The 17,836-nt window shown below is 35.6% G+C and carries 16 protein-coding genes, 1 tRNA gene and 3 pseudogenes; 7 read left to right on the top strand and 13 right to left on the bottom strand.

Annotation, left to right across the window (positions count from 1 at the left end; genetic code table 11):
- Nucleotides 1-111: 111 nt before the first annotated feature.
- Nucleotides 112-1,368, top strand: coding sequence for an MFS transporter (locus OPR26_RS05665; RefSeq protein ID WP_265015727.1), 1,257 nt, complete (start codon nt 112-114; stop codon nt 1,366-1,368).
- A 27-nt stretch (nt 1,369-1,395) separates the two neighbouring features.
- Here the strand turns inward: OPR26_RS05665 and map are convergent, their stop codons facing one another.
- Together map and ftsA are read right to left on the bottom strand one after the other, a co-directional pair.
- A complete protein-coding gene (gene map, locus OPR26_RS05660) occupies nt 1,396-2,178 on the bottom strand; it encodes a type I methionyl aminopeptidase (RefSeq protein WP_253302290.1) in 783 nt (260 codons plus the stop codon).
- A 132-nt stretch (nt 2,179-2,310) separates the two neighbouring features.
- Nucleotides 2,311-3,549 carry a cell division protein FtsA gene (gene ftsA / locus OPR26_RS05655; RefSeq protein WP_265015726.1) on the bottom strand — a complete coding sequence of 413 codons (1,239 nt, stop codon included), beginning with the start codon at nt 3,547-3,549 and terminating at the stop codon, nt 2,311-2,313.
- Nucleotides 3,550-3,687: 138 nt separating this feature from the next.
- On the opposite strand from ftsA, the gene def reads away from it, so the two are divergent.
- Both def and OPR26_RS05645 read left to right on the top strand, forming a co-directional pair.
- Nucleotides 3,688-4,227 carry a peptide deformylase gene (gene def / locus OPR26_RS05650; protein WP_265015725.1) on the top strand — a complete coding sequence of 180 codons (540 nt, stop codon included), beginning with the start codon at nt 3,688-3,690 and terminating at the stop codon, nt 4,225-4,227.
- On the top strand, nt 4,217-5,038 hold the full coding sequence (locus tag OPR26_RS05645) for a uracil-DNA glycosylase (RefSeq protein WP_265015724.1): 822 nt from the start codon (nt 4,217-4,219) through the stop codon (nt 5,036-5,038). The genes def and OPR26_RS05645 overlap by 11 nt, the downstream gene beginning before the upstream one ends.
- A 292-nt stretch (nt 5,039-5,330) precedes the next feature.
- On the opposite strand, the gene OPR26_RS05640 is transcribed toward OPR26_RS05645, so the two are convergent.
- The 4 genes from OPR26_RS05640 to OPR26_RS05625 are packed head-to-tail and all read right to left on the bottom strand — an operon-like array spanning nt 5,331 to nt 6,930.
- Entirely contained in the window at nt 5,331-5,831 is a 501-nt protein-coding gene (locus OPR26_RS05640; protein WP_265015723.1) for an IS5 family transposase, read from the bottom strand.
- Nucleotides 5,832-5,835: 4 nt separating this feature from the next.
- The gene (locus OPR26_RS05635) at nt 5,836-6,222 is read right to left on the bottom strand and encodes a transposase (protein ID WP_265016251.1); all 387 of its coding nucleotides are present in this window, start codon (nt 6,220-6,222) and stop codon (nt 5,836-5,838) included.
- Nucleotides 6,223-6,242: 20 nt separating this feature from the next.
- Entirely contained in the window at nt 6,243-6,608 is a 366-nt protein-coding gene (locus OPR26_RS05630) for a transposase (protein ID WP_264731180.1), read from the bottom strand.
- Nucleotides 6,609-6,621: 13 nt separating this feature from the next.
- Entirely contained in the window at nt 6,622-6,930 is a 309-nt protein-coding gene (locus OPR26_RS05625) for a transposase (RefSeq protein WP_265015722.1), read from the bottom strand.
- Between the two features lie 940 nt (nt 6,931-7,870).
- On the opposite strand from OPR26_RS05625, the pseudogene OPR26_RS05620 reads away from it, so the two are divergent.
- A pseudogene (locus OPR26_RS05620) lies at nt 7,871-9,103 on the top strand (IS256 family transposase).
- A gap of 75 nt (nt 9,104-9,178) precedes the next feature.
- On the opposite strand, the gene elbB reads toward OPR26_RS05620, so the two are convergent.
- Together elbB and OPR26_RS05610 are read right to left on the bottom strand one after the other, a co-directional pair.
- The gene (elbB, locus tag OPR26_RS05615) at nt 9,179-9,886 is read right to left on the bottom strand and encodes an isoprenoid biosynthesis glyoxalase ElbB (RefSeq protein WP_265015721.1); all 708 of its coding nucleotides are present in this window, start codon (nt 9,884-9,886) and stop codon (nt 9,179-9,181) included.
- A 44-nt stretch (nt 9,887-9,930) separates the two neighbouring features.
- Nucleotides 9,931-10,683 carry an IS5 family transposase gene (locus tag OPR26_RS05610; protein WP_264702259.1) on the bottom strand — a complete coding sequence of 251 codons (753 nt, stop codon included), beginning with the start codon at nt 10,681-10,683 and terminating at the stop codon, nt 9,931-9,933.
- 760 nt (nt 10,684-11,443) lie between these two features.
- On the opposite strand from OPR26_RS05610, the pseudogene OPR26_RS07565 reads away from it, so the two are divergent.
- Nucleotides 11,444-12,345: pseudogene (locus tag OPR26_RS07565) on the top strand (IS5 family transposase).
- A gap of 175 nt (nt 12,346-12,520) precedes the next feature.
- Here the strand turns inward: OPR26_RS07565 and OPR26_RS05595 are convergent.
- Both OPR26_RS05595 and OPR26_RS05590 read right to left on the bottom strand, forming a co-directional pair.
- Nucleotides 12,521-13,279 carry a cell division protein FtsQ/DivIB gene (locus OPR26_RS05595; protein ID WP_265015718.1) on the bottom strand — a complete coding sequence of 253 codons (759 nt, stop codon included), beginning with the start codon at nt 13,277-13,279 and terminating at the stop codon, nt 12,521-12,523.
- On the bottom strand, nt 13,260-14,267 hold the full coding sequence (locus OPR26_RS05590; protein ID WP_265015717.1) for a D-alanine--D-alanine ligase: 1,008 nt from the start codon (nt 14,265-14,267) through the stop codon (nt 13,260-13,262). The genes OPR26_RS05595 and OPR26_RS05590 overlap by 20 nt, the downstream gene beginning before the upstream one ends.
- Nucleotides 14,268-14,683: 416 nt before the next feature.
- Here OPR26_RS05590 and OPR26_RS05585 point away from each other — a divergent pair, with 416 nt between their 5' ends.
- Nucleotides 14,684-15,625: an IS5 family transposase gene (locus OPR26_RS05585; RefSeq protein ID WP_265015625.1), complete on the top strand. Its 942-nt coding sequence runs from the start codon at nt 14,684-14,686 to the stop codon at nt 15,623-15,625.
- 45 nt (nt 15,626-15,670) lie between these two features.
- Here the strand turns inward: OPR26_RS05585 and OPR26_RS07395 are convergent.
- Nucleotides 15,671-16,210, bottom strand: a pseudogene (locus OPR26_RS07395) (ComEC/Rec2 family competence protein); the annotation flags it as partial.
- A gap of 68 nt (nt 16,211-16,278) precedes the next feature.
- Here OPR26_RS07395 and OPR26_RS05575 point away from each other — a divergent pair.
- Nucleotides 16,279-16,355 (top strand) — tRNA-Met (locus OPR26_RS05575).
- Between the two features lie 432 nt (nt 16,356-16,787).
- Here OPR26_RS05575 and OPR26_RS05570 read toward each other — a convergent pair.
- Together OPR26_RS05570 and OPR26_RS05565 are read right to left on the bottom strand one after the other, a co-directional pair.
- Nucleotides 16,788-17,174, bottom strand: a complete 387-nt coding sequence (locus tag OPR26_RS05570; RefSeq protein ID WP_265016251.1) for a transposase — start codon at nt 17,172-17,174, stop codon at nt 16,788-16,790.
- Nucleotides 17,175-17,194: 20 nt separating this feature from the next.
- Entirely contained in the window at nt 17,195-17,560 is a 366-nt protein-coding gene (locus OPR26_RS05565) for a transposase (RefSeq protein WP_264731180.1), read from the bottom strand.
- Nucleotides 17,561-17,836: the final 276 nt, after the last annotated feature.

The raw sequence follows: 17,836 nt of genomic DNA, 5'->3' as shown, positions 1-17,836 counted from the left end.
AAAAATATTAAGATTTAATAAGATACTATTACTAATACAATGTTTAAATTTTTCTATTATATAAAAAAAAGTAATGTATATTACTAAATACTAAACAAACTATAGAAAATTATGCAGCAAATAACAAAAGTAATATTTTCAAGTTTGATTTGTAACACTTTATTGTGGTATGACCACATGCTTTTTGGCCACTTAATAAACATAATAGGTGGTGTGTTTTTTCCATCGGATGATCAACTAACCAGCGTATTGAAGGCTTTTGGAGTGTTTGCAGTGGGTTTCTTAATGAGACCAATTGGTGCTGCTATATTTGGTCATATTGGTGATAAGTATGGCAGGAGGGTTGCCTTATTGTTATCGATTATATTGATGACCCTATCAACCGTATTAATCGCCTTTGTGCCAGCGTACCAAAGCATTGGGATACTAGCGTCAATACTGGTAGTTTGTTTAAGGTTATTGCAGGGTATATCTCTTGGAGGAGAAGCAGGAAATGCACCATTTTTAATAGAACATGCTCCTAAAAATAAAAAGGGATTCTTTGGCAGTATTGAAGTTTTAAGTGCAATTTTTGGTTCGATATTAAGTCTTACAGCAGTGCTCATATGCAAGAGAGTATCTGATTTTGAGTCTTGGGGGTGGAGATTACCTTTCGTTCTCAGTTTAGCAATGGGATTAATTAGCATATACATGAGATATATACTTGATGAGAGCCCAGAGTATGAAAAACAGAAAAATCCATCTAAATTGCCATTAAAAGAGTTATTAAATAGCTATAAAAAACCTTTTCTGATATCAGTTGGGGTTGATATAGTTGAAAACTCATCTCTTTACATATATCTGGTATTTTTCAATGTGCTTACGAATAAAATATTAACAGTAAATACTCATTTTAATCACATAGTGGAAATACTGAATCAAGTTGCACTTGGAGGCCTGACCATATTGTTTGCAATACTTTCTGATAAGATAGGGAGAGAGAAAGTCATGAAATTCGCATTTGTGACTTTTGTAATAGTGAGTTATCCAGTTTTTTCAATGTTATGTACTGGCGATTACTTGCTCGCTTTTATGGCACACATTCTTTTTATAATTCCAATAGCTGCATCACTTGGGCCTGTTAGTGCACTGATGTGCGAATTATTTCCAACAAAGGTTCGGTACAGTGGATTTGGTTTATCAAGAAATATAGCTGCTGGATTTTTTGGTGGCCTTGCACCATTTATATGCACAACAATTATCAAAGTTACAGGACAAGAGACTTCAGCAAGTTTTTACATGATTTTCTGTGCATTAATTGGGCTAGTTGCTATATCACAAGTTAAGGGTGAGCTTTCTTCAAAATCACCCAAAGTAAACCAAGTATAGTTGCAGTATAGCAGAATTAAAAAAAATCTAATTATAAGGTGGGAAATGCCAATTCTTAGGTGATAATGTGAATATTTCAGCACCATCTTTTGTTACTCCAATCGTATGCTCAAATTGAGCAGAAAGTGAAAGATCGCGTGTTGTTACTGTCCAGTCATCGAGTTTACTGAGCAGAGTCTCATGTTTTCCAGCATTAATCATTGGCTCTATTGTAAAAAACATACCTTCCTTCAAGACGAGATTTTCATCTTGATCATAGAAATGCACTACATTTGGTGGAGCATGAAAGACTTTTCCTATACCATGTCCGCAGTAGCTGCGTACGATAGAATATCCAAAATCTCTAATATATTTTTCTATAGCAAGCCCTATTTCATTTAACTTATTGCCGGGCTTAACTTGTTTAATTGCTTCCATCAACGCATTATAAGTAGCGTCACACAAACGTTTTGCTTTTATTGATGGCTTGCCAACCCAAAACATGCGACTTGTATCACCATGCCAGCCATTTAAAATCACCGTGACATCAATATTTAAAATATCTCCATCTTTAAGTGGTTTATCATCGGGAACACCATGGCACACAACTGCATTTTTTGAAGTGCAAATCGATTTTGGATACCCCCTATAGTTTAGTGGTGCTGGAATTGCACCTGCATTAATTATAAAATCATGACATAGATCATTTAACTCATTAGTTGTCACCCCTACCTTTACGTACGGTGCAATGAAATCAAGAGTTTCAGCAGCAAGCCTGCCAGCCTTGCGCATAAATTCAAAATCTTCTTGTGAGTGTATAGTTATGTTCATATTTTCCATGTCTTATTGTAATTGGTACGCTTACTCGCAAGTACATAAACATAATAATTTTACATATTATAAAAATAAGTCCTATGGATCCTAGTGTCAAGTCATTTGTATGAAAGGTGGTAAAACAGAAATCTAGACTGTAACTTTTGATTTAACCCAATTATACAATTTACTCATTTTACCATCTTGACCGAGCATTCCAGAGTTATTTTTATAAAAAGTGTCAACTATTAGCTTTATAGAACCTATAGCAGCAGAAAATACAGGATTTTTATCATATTCGCCATCAAGACCGCTACAAGACTCAGGGCACCCAATTCGAACTTGCTTATTGAATATATAGCCTGCAATTTCCTTCATGCTTGTGAGTTGACTAGTTCCACCTGTGATCACTACTTTATTAATTGGATCTTTCTGCTCTTGAAATTGCTCTCTTACCATTTCAAGTATTTCTTCAACTCTTGGTCTTATGATGTTAATAAGCTCAGATTTGAATACTTGAGTAGGTTCATCATTTTCGTTGTTTTGCATTGTAATGTACTCATTCTCATCTATTGAAGTTACGATAGTGCTGCCATACAGTATTTTTATATACTCTGCACGTTCTATGCTTGTGCATAGCCCGTAAGCAATATCTCGAGTGATATGAACACCACCAATTGGAACGCTGCTTGCATACACAAGTTTCCCTCTTTTGAAAATTCCAATTGCAGTGCACCCACCGCCTATATCAACAATAGCAGTCCCGAGCTCTTTTTCATCTTCACTGAGACACGCAAGACCTGCAGAATATGCAGAAGCAATACAACCTGCCATATTTAATCCACCATTATTGGTAATACAGTTTTCAATATTGGTAAGCGCTGGACGCGAAGCAGTGACAACATTAACATCAGCAGATAGTCTTTTTCCGTACAATCCACCAACTTCTTTTATGTCAGTCATGTCATCTAAGTGATATTTCAGTGGTATATTGTGAATGATAACATTTTCTTCAATATATTTCTCAAACGTCTGAAAAACTACACGTTTTATATCCCGGTCAGAAATTTCATGATTAGCTGCAATAATTTCATTATGTACATTAAAAGATGAGATGCCACATCCAGCAATGTTCACATATATCTGATCTATGGTTTCTTCTGATACTTGTTCAGCTAAACCTATAGTTGATGAGATGGAGTAATTTGCGTGTTTTACATTAGTTATCGACCCACCGTTTACACCTTCTGCAATCTTATAGCCCGTTCCTGTCACTTTATAGCTGAAGTTGCCATTTATTTTAACGATTAGACAAATAATCTTTGTTGTACCTATGTCTAAAACAGCAAAAACGTTTCTCTTTGGTTTTGCTATTACTGCAGAGTACATTAGTTAACCTTATTACGCAATTTCATTTAAATTGTAGCTTCCTTTAATAATTTATATTTCTATTATAGATATAGCAACATTTTAATATACACTAAATTCTGGACAAAAGGAAAAGCAAAACATAGAATTATAATTTTTATGTCCATATTACCAATTGTAATTGTTCCTGATGAAAGACTAATCACACGTGCCAGTGAAGTAACAGATATAAACGATAAAATTAAAGAATTAGTAAACGACATGTTCGAAACTATGTATGATGCAGAAGGTCTTGGCCTTGCTGCAGTGCAAGTTGGAGTGTTAAAGAGAATTTTTGTTGTGGATGTTCAGCTAGAAACAATTGAAAATGAGCCAGCAGGATATGAATCAATTGGCAAATTTTACATGATTAACCCTGAAATTACGGAATTATCCGATGAACAAGTAATTCTCAAAGAAGGGTGCCTTTCAATTCCAGAGCAAAGCTATGAAATTAAGCGTCCAAAATATTTGACTGTGAAATATAAGGATTTAAATAATGAGGAACAGACGCTAAAAGCTTGCGGCTGGCTCGCAAGGTGTATTCAGCATGAATTAGATCACTTAAATGGTATATTATATATTAGACATCTATCTAAATTAAAGTATGATATGGCCATGAAAAAAGCACAAAAGGTTAAAAAGCATTATGAGCAATGAAGACCTAGAATTATTAAAGTTTTACCATGAAGTGGGCGTTGATTGCATACTAACAGAGGGTGAAGAGGAAAAAAAGTTGGAGAGCAAAGAGAGTGTACAACCCTCTGTTATCCAAACTGAAACCAAGAAGAAAGATGCAGATACGCGCTGGAATGACACTAAAGATGGGAAAGACATGTTTCCAAGTGACTGGATAATTGAAGCAAGGAAACTTGCAGGTAAATGTGGTAGTGTGGATGAATTAAGAAGTGCAGTTGAATCATTTGAAGGTTGTGAGATAAAAAAAACTGCAACTAATACTGTCTTTTCCGATGGTAATCCAAACGCAAAAATTATGCTCGTTGGTGAAGCTCCAGGAGCAAATGAAGACCTTCAAGGCATACCATTTTGTGGTGCAAGTGGAATGTTGCTCGATAAAATGTTAAATGCAATCAATCTTGATCGCACTAAGGTATACATAAGCAATACCGTATTTTGGCGCCCACCTGGCAATAGAAAGCCAACCGACCTAGAGCTTGATATGTGCAGACCATTTGTTGAGAAGCATGTTGCACTGGTTTCACCGCAAATTCTAATTTTGGTCGGGGGAATTGCATGTTATAGCCTTCTTGACAGCACAAAAACTATATCGAATTTGCGTGGTAGATTTCATACGTACACTAACCAATATTTATCTCACTCAATCACTACAGCTGCTATATTTCACCCAGCTTACCTACTGCGTCAGCCAATGCAAAAACGTTTAGCTTGGGAGGATTTGAAGAAGATTAGGGAGTATCTTAATAATACCAATAACTGTACGAATACTTAACACCACTGATGTCGCCGCAGAAACGAAAAAACTTGCTTGACAAACTCCGCCAGCGCCCTTATCATGATATTGAAGGTATTCAGTTATCTTCATCTGTGCAGATTAAACAGCAAGAAAACAACGTAGTTGGCGTCTTATTTTTAATTTTTTGCACTATGTGCACCTTATGTCTTCACAACATTTCTAGGTTTTTACCTATATAAGCTGAAACGCGCTTATAAAGCGTTTAAGACAGTATAGTACGCCAATTTGCAGGATTAGAGAGTGACAACTAGGCTCTGTGGACAAAATTTTAGAGAAGCCATACAAGAGCTCCAACAAAATTGAGAAAACCCATAAAAACCTCAGCAGTTTTATCAAATCTGGAAAAAATGCGCCTAAAATTTTTAATTTTACCAAAAAAACACTCAATCAAATGACGTTCTTTGTAGATATGCTCATCGTAATACCTTTGCACTTTTCGATTCCGTTTTGGCGGAATAACTACTGTACATCCCTTGTCTTCAAGACTTGTAACAAAGGCATTGCTATCGTAGCCCTTGTCAGCTACTACAGTAGAGTTATAGATACTTTCGGTCAACACTTGTGCCTGCGTAATTTCATTTCTTTGACCAGGAGTCAGAGTAAATTTAAGTGGATTTCCAAGTGCATCGACAAGCGCATGTATTTTAGTTGTAAAGCCACCTTTGCTCCTCCCTAAAGCTTCTTGATCCTTGGAGTTTTTTGTATATCCAGATGAACATGGATGGGCTCGGATGATCGTACCGTCGATTATAGCAACTTCTAAGAGCATGTCTTCAAACTGAAGAATGAGCTAATTTGTGAAGCATAATAGTGATCATATTAAAGAAGATATAGTTTTTTGAGGTGAGAGGAGAATGCTCGTAATCTTTACTCATGCGCCTAAAATTGGAAAGCCAGGCAAAAGTTCTTTCAACAATCCAACGTTTGGGAATAACTTGAAATCCTGTATCAACTATTTTCTTGGCAATCGTTAATAAACATCCCGTTTCCAATAAGCATCTGTTTTGTAATTTACCTATGTACCCTTGATCAGCAAAAAACTTACGTAAAGTTGGAACTTTGCATTTAGCTTGGGCAAAAAGATTTAGAGCACTATCACGATCTTGAATACTTGCACTCTGTACTTCAGCAGCAATTACAAGACCCACAGTATCTACAATAATATGGCGTTTTCTGCCCTTTATTTTTTTGCCAGCATCATATCCTCTGGATCCCCTTTTTGAGTAGTTTTCACTGACTGGCTATCAATTATACCTACTGATGGAGTCTTATTTTTACCAATCATCTCTCTTACTTTTTTAACTAGAAAATCATGAATTTCTTGCCATATTCCACTTTTTTTCAAGCGCGAATTACAACTATATACGGTTTTCCATGGTGGAAAATCTTTAGGCAGTTGTCTCCATTGACATCCTGTTCTCATCATATAGCGGATTGCATTAATAATTGTTCTAATACTATGTTTTCTTGGTCTGCCGGTCTTTTTAGGTTCAAAATATGGCTCTATTGTCTTCCATTCTTTGTCACTTATATCGCTTGGGTACATCTTAAAATGTACCTTATACCATACTTCTTAACTTCTTTCTACTCAGTTTGAAGACATGCTCTAAATCAGGCTCTTGTTTAGTATATTCAAGCAATTTTTTCCAGACATCTCTTTCACACCATCTTTTAAATCGCTTATGTATACTCCTGTAATTACCATAAGTTTTTGGTAAAAGTCTCCATTGGCAACCACTTCGCACTATGTACCACACTGCCTCTATGAATATTCTTAAACGTTTTTCATCTTTGCTGTGCATTCCTTTTACGCTTTTTATGAACTCTAAAATTTGTTTCCAATTTTCCTCTTTGATGTAATATTGCATATGGTAGTTTCTCCATTTTTTACCTATTAGGCTAAACTACCATCTTTTTCTCTCTTTTCATATTTTTTGTCCACAGAGCCTAGGGCTTCTTTTGCCTTTTTTTTCATTTGGTAAATTTCTTAATGTTTGTGGCTAAAGATTGCACGAATGTTGCAATTACAAAAGCGTTTCTACTAGGAGGGTGTCATCCCAGTGCGTGACACTGGGATGGCTTTGTTGCATCGCTACTTATGAAAGGCTAACTATAGTTAGAATTATAAGCAACCTATTGAAAATCTTGTTTTTTTGCAATCAATCTGATCAAATTTAAGAATAGTAATTTATTATTTATATTAATAAATTTAATTCTATTGAAAATAGCTAAAGCATTGAAATTCTTGAATTTTAGCCAGATTAGTGAGTGGTAGTGAAATTTCTTTTACTCAAATTTAGGTATTCACTGACCGTTCTTATTATAAATACCAGAATAATAAGCTACTGATATTCTCCATCTTTTTTATCTTTAATCCATCATAGCTAGCGATGCAACAAAGCCCACTGGGATCCAGAAAACTTAACTTTAAATAAGTGGCTGCATAATAAAGACTAGATCCCAGTGTCAAGCACTGGGATGACAGGAGAAGAAGGCTACTTGGATGACAAAAAAGGGGCTACTCGGATGACAGGAGAAGGGGCTACTCGGATGACAAAAAAAGGAGCACTGGGATGACAGGAAAAGAAGGCTACTGGGATGACAAGAAAGGAGCACTGCCATTATAGAGTGAACCAGTGTTGGCTACTCGGATGACAAGAAAAAGAGGTACTGGTATGACATTAAAAGAACAGACAGTAGAATCGAAAGATTATTACAAAGAGAAATCTTACACAGGGGAATGTTCAAAAAAGTGTGTCAAACCGAAAAAAAAGTAATAAATTGATATAAAAAAATGGAGGTTTGACAATGAGTCAGAAAGTAGTAAACAGAACTACCGGTTTGGTAGATTATAAAGAATTAGAAACAAATATCCTGTCGTCTATACGAGATAGGCAGGCCGTTGACAGGAAGAGATGGTGCATTAACACCATTTATAAAAAGACTGCTGGAGGCAAGTTTGGAAGGTGAAATAGAAAATCACTTGTTGGCTGAAAGCGAAGAAAATAATCGAAGAAATGGGAGGAATGGAAAGACTTTACGTACCAGTGCAGGTTCATTTGAGCTATTAACACCAAGAGACAGAGATGGAAATTTTGAACCTCAAATAGTCAAAAAAAGGCAAACAAACCAGAGCTTGAAACGAAGATCTTGAGCACATTTGCCAGTGGTATGAGCTATAGAGATATAGCGTCACATGTTGAGGAAATTTATGATCACAAAATATCGGTGGCAGAGATATCAAGTATTACTGACAAATTGCTACCTATAATCAATGAATGGCGTAGTCGTCCACTGCAATCAGTATACCCGATAGTATTTATGGATGGGATGTTTTTTAAGGTCAAAGAGGATGGACATTGTGTAAGTAAATGTATGTACAATATATTGGGCATAGACCAAAATGGCAGAAAAGAAGTATTAGGTTTTTATTTGGCTGAAAGTGAAGGAGCTAACTTCTGGTTGGGAGTACTAAATGATCTAAAAGAGAGAGGAGTAGAAGATATTCTAATTGTATGTGTAGATGGGCTAAAAAGCTTTCCTGCAGCGATAAATAGTGCGTTTCCTAAAGCAGAAGTACAGCTATGTATAGTGCATCAGATAAGAAATTCTCTGAAATATGTATCCAGCAAAGATGTGAAAGTTTTCATGAATGATCTGAAAAAAATATATCGTGCTGCAAGCAGAGAAATTGCCGAGAATTATTTGCTTGAGTTGGAAGAAAAATGGGGAGAAAAGTACCCATTGGTTGTAAAATCGTGGCAGAATAATTGGGAAAATTTGTCCGGTTATTTCAAGTATTCTGGCCCAGTTAGGAAGCTAATTTATACTACCAATCCTATTGAGGGGCTACATAGGCAGATCAGAAAATTTACTAAAACTAAGGGCTCATTTACTAGTACAAATGCCTTGTATAAACAGGTGTATTGTGCTATAAAAAAGGTAGAGCAAAAATGGACTATGGCTTTGCCTAATTGGGCATTAACTATGTCTCAGTTCGACATTTTCTTTCCTAATAGATTGAAAATTGAGTTGAACTAAAAATGCGGTTTGACACAGTTTATTTAACACTCCCGTTAATTGTGTGATTAATAGAGAAGTCTTATTTAGTATACCTTATAGGAATGGCTGTTTAGTTTTTTTGTTAATCTTTTTTACCATGCTGTCAATCATATGCTTTATCCCTTGATATACAGAGTATGTACTTTCGTCACTACGCATATAAGCAGAACAAGAAAATACATTATACTCTTCGTCTTCTATTGATAACCCTGTATCGCACTTTATGTGTTCGCCGCCAAGCTTTTCTATCAACTGTTCTTTGTCATCTCCTATAGTTACCTTAACCTTACTTTCTTCTTTACCTATCTTGCTACTTAAAATTGAAACAATGATGGCTGGAGATATGCATATTGCTCCTATTGGCTTTTTTGTGACAAAAAATTCTGAAACTAATCTTTCAAATTCAGGCATTACTGTCACCATGTCTTTATTTTCAGCTAAGTCAGATAAATTTTTCGCAACCCCGTATCCACCAGGTACAACTAGCATGTCAAAATTTTCAGCTTTGGCTTCTTTTAAGTCATATATTTCGCCTCTTGCGATTCTTGCTGCTTCCACAAGTACATTCCTTTTTTCTTTTGTTGCCTCTTTTGTTCTATGATTCATAACTTGTGTGATATTGATATCAGGTGCAAAGCATTTAACATCCACTTCCTGCTGATCAAGCACAAGCAGACTTAAAACCGCTTCTCTTACCTCTGCACCGTCAAGGTGACCACACCCTGATAAGACCACAGCAGCTTTTAATTTTTTTTCACCCATAAAGTACCTTAATTTCATGTAAACTAGGCTCTGTGGACAAAATTTTAGAGAAGCCATACAAGAGCTCCAACAAAATTGAGAAAACCCATAAAAACCTCAGCAGTTTTATCAAATCTGGAAAAAATGCGCCTAAAATTTTTAATTTTACCAAAAAAACACTCAATCAAATGACGTTCTTTGTAGATATGCTCATCGTAATACCTTTGCACTTTTCGATTCCGTTTTGGCGGAATAACTACTGTACATCCCTTGTCTTCAAGACTTGTAACAAAGGCATTGCTATCGTAGCCCTTGTCAGCTACTACAGTAGAGTTATAGATACTTTCGGTCAACACTTGTGCCTGCGTAATTTCATTTCTTTGACCAGGAGTCAGAGTAAATTTAAGTGGATTTCCAAGTGCATCGACAAGCGCATGTATTTTAGTTGTAAAGCCACCTTTGCTCCTCCCTAAAGCTTCTTGATCCTTGGAGTTTTTTGTATATCCAGATGAACATGGATGGGCTCGGATGATCGTACCGTCGATTATAGCAACTTCTAAATCAGGCTCTTGTTTAGTATATTCAAGCAATTTTTTCCAGACATCTCTTTCACACCATCTTTTAAATCGCTTATGTATACTCCTGTAATTACCATAAGTTTTTGGTAAAAGTCTCCATTGGCAACCACTTCGCACTATGTACCACACTGCCTCTATGAATATTCTTAAACGTTTTTCATCTTTGCTGTGCATTCCTTTTACGCTTTTTATGAACTCTAAAATTTGTTTCCAATTTTCCTCTTTGATGTAATATTGCATATGGTAGTTTCTCCATTTTTTACCTATTAGGCTAAACTACCATCTTTTTCTCTCTTTTCATATTTTTTGTCCACAGAGCCTAGGTTTTTACCTACACAAGCTGAAACGCGCTTATAAGTCGTTTAAGACAGTATAGTACGCCAATTTGCAGGATTAGGAAGTGAACACTAATTACCACGGGGTTTCTTTTGCCTTTTTTTCTGCTTAGTAAATTTCTTAAACATTCAAACTAAGGTGAGTTGCATTTAAAAGCAGCTAAATTGCAGTGTTTAAGACTTAAAAAACGCCAAACACTGAAAATAGACAATGACCAGGGCTTCTTTTGCCTTTTTTTTGTTTGGTAAATTTCTTAATATTTATGGCTAAAGATTGCACGAATGTTGCAATTACAAAAGCGTTTCTACTAGGAGGGTGTCATCCATAAGTGTTGAAAGTGCAGTCACACAAGGTGATTAATGGTATGTAAATCTCCTCTTGATATCAACCTTCGTTGTTGGGAAAGCAGATAAACCACGTCAAAAATTCGCTTAAACCTTCTAACCACAGGCAAAAAGGCGCTTTTTTGATTTATTTTATTATCATTGAAATTTATGCCATTAACCACCTTATATAATGCCACTTATAGCACTTTCAACACTTATGGGGTATCATCCCAGTGCCCAGACACTGGGATGGCTTTGTTGCATCGCTCAAGTGAAAAGAACTGGCAGTTACTGACAAAATTCATTATAAATAGCCATTTAACTGTTGAAGAAAAAATATGCCACAAAAAATGAGAGTCAGTAACTGCCATGAATATAACAAATTTCTCCAAGAAAGAGGAAGCATTTTTTGTTATATCAATGACACCATAGAAAATTGGTACGAGAATTGTCCAAAAATGCAGGGCGGCAACTATATTTATAGTGATAAAGTTGTGATTTTGGTGCATATAATCGTCAGTTTCTTTAGAATTGGTTTAAGACAAACAGTCGGGTTTATAAAAGGGTATTTGCAACAAATAGGAAGAGATTTGCAGCTATTCACAAGCATCAAAAGAAACTTAATATTAAGATAAATGATTGCAGAAAATAATATGGAAGATATTGAAATTGCTATAGACAGTACAGGAATTAGTATATACAACAACACACAGCAAGGAAAATAGCACTGACAGAGTGGCTATGAGCAAACGAGAAAATTGCACGTAATGTTGAATATAAACAACAAAAAAGCCATAGCTGTAAAATACAGTAAAGGTCTGATCACTATTGAGCTTGTGATTTGCTAAAAGAAGTTCATGCCATAAAAGCACTATATGCAGATAGAGCATGTGATAGGCACAAGTTTTATAAGTTGTGTAACGAATATGATATAAAGACAAAAATTCCACCAATAAACAATGCGGCAGAACATCCAGAAATAGATTATATGTCTGACAGGAATGCTGCTATTAGGTTAATAAAATTATACGGTGAAGATGGCATGAAAGAATGGAAAAAAGAAGTAAATTATGGGAAAAGATCTTATATTGAACGGTTTTTCTCAAGATTAAAGCAAATATTTGGATTCAGCTTTAGGAATAAATCCGAAGTAAATCGCGAAAAAGAATTGCTGATTAAGTGCTATTTGCTTAATCAATTTACTGAAATTGGTATGGCTAAATTTGAAATGGCTACATGATATTTATCGTAAATTACTACCAGTATAAGGTGCGATGCAACAAAGCCATCCCAGTGTCACGCACTGGAATGACATCATCTGTTGTGCAATTTACCTTCGAAAATGAATGTTCGTACAGTTGTGGAATGAATCGCGGTATGACGGTTAAGTATCCCGCTACTTGGATGACAGCAGATCACCTCTTCACAAAGATTTTATCAGTAATACGCATATCAATAATACTCCAATCGCTGAAAGTAAAATCAGTTGTATTGTGTAAGTGGTTTAAATAGTCCCATGCACTATAAGGGTTATCTTCAGGCAGTTTTACTGTGGAATCGTTATCAAGTATGATATTCCATCTTCTATTCCCTATATAAGCAAAAGAAGAAATGTGGTCTCTTAATTGAGTTTTACTCTCCAACACATCTCTAACAAATTCTAGGTTTGATAACGAGTTTTGTCCTGTAATTACAACAAGATCATCTACTAGATAGTCATCTACGATCACTTTACCTTCAAAATCAATTACCGAGGTTTTGTTATTATCTTTCCAGAGAGCAAACGGTTTATGCTCATCTATATTAATGTGTAGAGTATTGGGCAAAATTCTATGGATTCTTACGTGTTTTATCCATCTGCTTATGGATTGTATGTTACCGGCAAGTTTTGAAAGTGATATATACAGGATAGGTTGCGTTCTATCTGTCAAACTTAGAATATCCCTTTTGTTTGTAAATTTATTGCCGCTCACGACTACTTCATCGATTGAAAATCCATTGCTGAGTAATAAACTGGATAGGCAGTCATTATACCAAGTAAAGTAGTAATTAAATCGATTTATTATTTTATCAAGTGAGCTGTAGAGTATTAGCGTAAGAAAAAGTGCTGTGATAATAACCAAGGCACACTTACGCAAAAAACTCCTTTGGCTTCTAGTAATACTGCTCAACATGACTTAAATCCCTAATATTTTTGTGCTGCAAACTATCTTCAATAATAATTTTAACTAATTCATTAAAATCGATTCCTTTTGTCAATTTTGCAATTTCTGGCACTAACGATAACTCAGTAAAGCCAGGATGTGTATTAATCTCAAGCATTTTTAAAGTGTTATTTTTGGGATTATAACGAAAATCTGAGCGGGAAATAGTTTTACAGCCTAAAAATTGATGAATTTTCAGTGCGTGTTCCAAGGTCATTTTATATATATTGTCAGGAATTTCAGCAGGAAATATATGTTCTGCAAATCCATCTGTATACTTTGCTTCATAATCATAGAATTTATTTTTTGGTCGTATTTCCATAGTGCCAATTGCTTCATCTAGCAATACAGCAGTATGTAACTCTATTCCTGGGACATATTCTTCTATGATCATCAAGTCTCTTGTCATAGAAGTAGCTCTTTCCTTGTCATCCAAGTAGCCAGACACTGCCTGGTCACGCGCTGCAAACATGTTTTTTAATTTTAAATAATCATCATGCGAGAAAATTATGTGCACTCCGATGCTAGAGCCTTCGTTAATTGGTTTTAAGACGTACGGATAATCGATTTTAATATTATTTTTTAGTAGATCTTCTCGGCTAATTACATAACCTTTTGGAGTGTCGATACTAAGGGATCGAAATATATGCTTTGACATCACTTTATTCATAGCAACAGCAGAAGCCATAATTCCTGAGTGTGTATATTTTATACCTAAGATTTCCAATAAACCTTGAATGCAGCCATCTTCACCATAAGGTCCATGCAGAGCGATAAAAGCAAGGCCCGGATTAATTTTTCTAAGCTTTTCAGCAATGTTGCTGTCAACATCTATTTCTATTGCATTATATGAAAGGCTATCAAGCGCCTTCTTTACTGCTTTTCCGCTCATAAGCGACACTTCTCTCTCACAAGAAAACCCACCACTTAAAATTGCTATAGTTGGAACCATAAGCATTCTATGTTTTACTATATAGCATATATAAAAGATGCTCTTATCTTCAATAGAAAAAACGCTTTGAAAAATTCTATAGCTCTATCCTATGCACAACTGTACGAACGTTTGTTAAGGTACAACAAATGGTGTCATCCCAGTGCTCCTTTTTTTGTCATCCCAGTGCTTGACACTGGGATCTATTTTGCATGTAACTCCAATTGTGTTTTGGCATAAAACGCGACGCGTATTAGACTTATTTGCAAGCAAAGCTTGCTAGATCCCAGTGTCAAGCACTGGGATGACATCATAGGGACACTGGAATGACACCATTCTTTTTTCTGGATTCCAGTGGGCTTTGTTGCATAGCAACCGAAAAAATCTGGCAGTTACTGACAAAATTCATTATAAAATAGCCATTCAACTGTTGAAGAAAAAATATGCCACAAAAAATGAGAGTCAGTAACCAAAACGAATATAACAAATTTCTAGAAAAAAGAGGAAATATTTTTCGTTATATCAACGAAGCCATAGAAAATTGGTATGAAATTGGGCCAAAAATGCAGGGTGGCAACAATATTTACAGCAATAAAGTGGTGATTTTGATACATATAATAACCCATCTATTCAGAATAGGTTTGAGGCAAACAGTTGGATTTATAGCAGGATACCTTGAGCAAATTGGGAAAAATTTGCAAGTTATCAGCTATTCTCAGGCTTCAAGAAGGTTTAAGAAACTTAATATTAAGATAAATGATTGCAGAATTGATAAAGATAATATGGAAGATATCGAAATTGCTATAGATAGCACAAGCATCAGCATTTATAACAACACTCCTGGCCACAGCAAGGAAAATAGCGAAAATAGAAAGTATCGCAGCTATGAACAAGTAAAGAAACTACACGTAATGTTGAATATAAACAGCAAAAAAGCCATAGCTGCAAAATACAGCAGCGGAGTTTATTCAGATCACTATGGAGCTTGCGATTTGTTAGAAGAAGTTCATGCTGTAAAGGTATTATATGCGGATAGAGCATATGACAGGCATAAGCTTTACGAATTATGTAACAAGTTTGGTATAAAGACAAAAGTTCTTCCGAAAAACAACGCAACAGAGCACCAAAAATTGGATTACATGGATGATAGAAATGCTGCTGTTAGACTAATAAAGTCATATGATTGCATAAAAAAGTGGAAAGAAGAAGTAAATTATGGAAAGAGAGCTCACATTGAAGGGTTTTTCTCAAGATTAAAGCAAATATTTGGATTCAGCTTTAGGAATAAGTCCGAAGTAAATCGTGGAAAAGAACTACTCATTAAGTGCTATTTGCTTAATCAATTTACTGACATTGGTATGGCTAAATTCGAAATGGCTACATGAATTTATCGTAAATTACTACCGCATAAGGTGCGATGCAACAAAGCCCGCTGGAATCCATATCTTTTTTTTCTGGATCCCAGCTGGGATGACAAAAGGGAGTACTGGGATGACAAAAGGGAGTGCTGGAACGACAAAAGGGGGCACTGGGATGACAGAAGAGGATTTTGAGATAGTAGGGGATTTTTCAACAGAAAGCAGAAATTGTTTGTATGAGCCCCTGTCGTTAATATCCTTTACTGTGGCAACGATATTTTTTACATACCTCTCTTTATCAAGAATTTGAGTATCAACTAAAGCTGTTCTTAATTTACTGGCTGTAAATCCTATGAGCACTGCAATTAAAGCAATGCATAATATTGCGTACTTTCTGTATAATGTTGCAATCAAAATTAGTGTGGGTAAAAGCAAAAGAAAAATAGATATAGTGAAAATGCAGCTTGGTTCAAAACTTAGGGAAAAATAGGTTAAAATCCCTACACACTGACACACAGGAAACCATAGTATCAAGTTATATTTTTCATTACGTAAGTTATGACGTATATAACTAACTATTATGTCAAAGAAGGTTAGCAAACATACCGACATGTGACTGTGACGCAATTTTATTCTTTTATTTTCTATTATTGTATATATAATAACTAAATAAACAACGACGCGGGATGGAGCAGCTCGGTAGCTCGTCAGGCTCATAACCTGAAGGTCGTAGGTTCAAATCCTACTCCCGCAACCATTTTCCAACTGTGCGAATATTGTGGTTTCAGGTAGCTCATAGAAATGGATTAAACGAAAAACTTGCTTGACAAACCTCGCCAGCCCCCTTATCATGAAACTGAAGCTATTTTATTTAACTTCGCAATCTCTGCAGCAGATTAAAATGACAAGAAAACTTGTATTTGGCGTACTATTGTTTAATTCTTTGCACTATGTGCACCGTATGTCTTTATCAAATTTCTAGGTTTTTACCTATACAAGCTGAAACGCGCTTATAAAGCGTTCAAGACATCACCCAACGTCAAATTTTAAAATAGAGAGTGTAATAACTAGCTACCACGGGTTTTCTTTGCCTTTTTTTCTGCCTAGTAAATTTCTTAAACATTTATAGCTAAGGTTAGTTGCATTTAAAAGCAGCTAAATTGCAGCGTTTAAGACTTAGAGCATGTCTTCAAACTGAAGAATGAGCTAATTTGTGAAGCATAATAGTGATCATATTAAAGAAGATATAGTTTTTTGAGGTGAGAGGAGAATGCTCGTAATCTTTACTCATGCGCCTAAAATTGGAAAGCCAGGCAAAAGTTCTTTCAACAATCCAACGTTTGGGAATAACTTGAAATCCTGTATCAACTATTTTCTTGGCAATCGTTAATAAACATCCCGTTTCCAATAAGCATCTGTTTTGTAATTTACCTATGTACCCTTGATCAGCAAAAAACTTACGTAAAGTTGGAACTTTGCATTTAGCTTGGGCAAAAAGATTTAGAGCACTATCACGATCTTGAATACTTGCACTCTGTACTTCAGCAGCAATTACAAGACCCACAGTATCTACAATAATATGGCGTTTTCTGCCCTTTATTTTTTTGCCAGCATCATATCCTCTGGATCCCCTTTTTGAGTAGTTTTCACTGACTGGCTATCAATTATACCTACTGATGGAGTCTTATTTTTACCAATCATCTCTCTTACTTTTTTAACTAGAAAATCATGAATTTCTTGCCATATTCCACTTTTTTTCAAGCGCGAATTACAACTATATACGGTTTTCCATGGTGGAAAATCTTTAGGCAGTTGTCTCCATTGACATCCTGTTCTCATCATATAGCGGATTGCATTAATAATTGTTCTAATACTATGTTTTCTTGGTCTGCCGGTCTTTTTAGGTTCAAAATATGGCTCTATTGTCTTCCATTCTTTGTCACTTATATCGCTTGGGTACATCTTAAAATGTACCTTATACCATACTTCTTAACTTCTTTCTACTCAGTTTGAAGACATGCTCTTAAAAAACGCCAATACTGAAAATAGACAATGACTAGGGTTTCTTTTGCCTTTTTTTTCATTTGGTAAATTCCTTAATATTTATGGCTAAACGACAATCGTCATCCCGCTACGTGTTAGCGGGATCTAGAGATACCGCGGCGGTATGACGTAGGACTGCTGTCATTCCAGCGCTCCTTTCTCGTCATCCCAGTGCCCAGACACTGGGATCCAGAA

Origin of the sequence: Wolbachia endosymbiont (group A) of Anoplius nigerrimus (genome assembly GCF_947251795.1) — a bacterium.
Taxonomy (GTDB): Bacteria; Pseudomonadota; Alphaproteobacteria; order Rickettsiales; family Anaplasmataceae; genus Wolbachia.
Note: the sequence above shows the minus strand (reverse complement) of the source record. Positions and strands in the feature narration are given on the sequence as shown.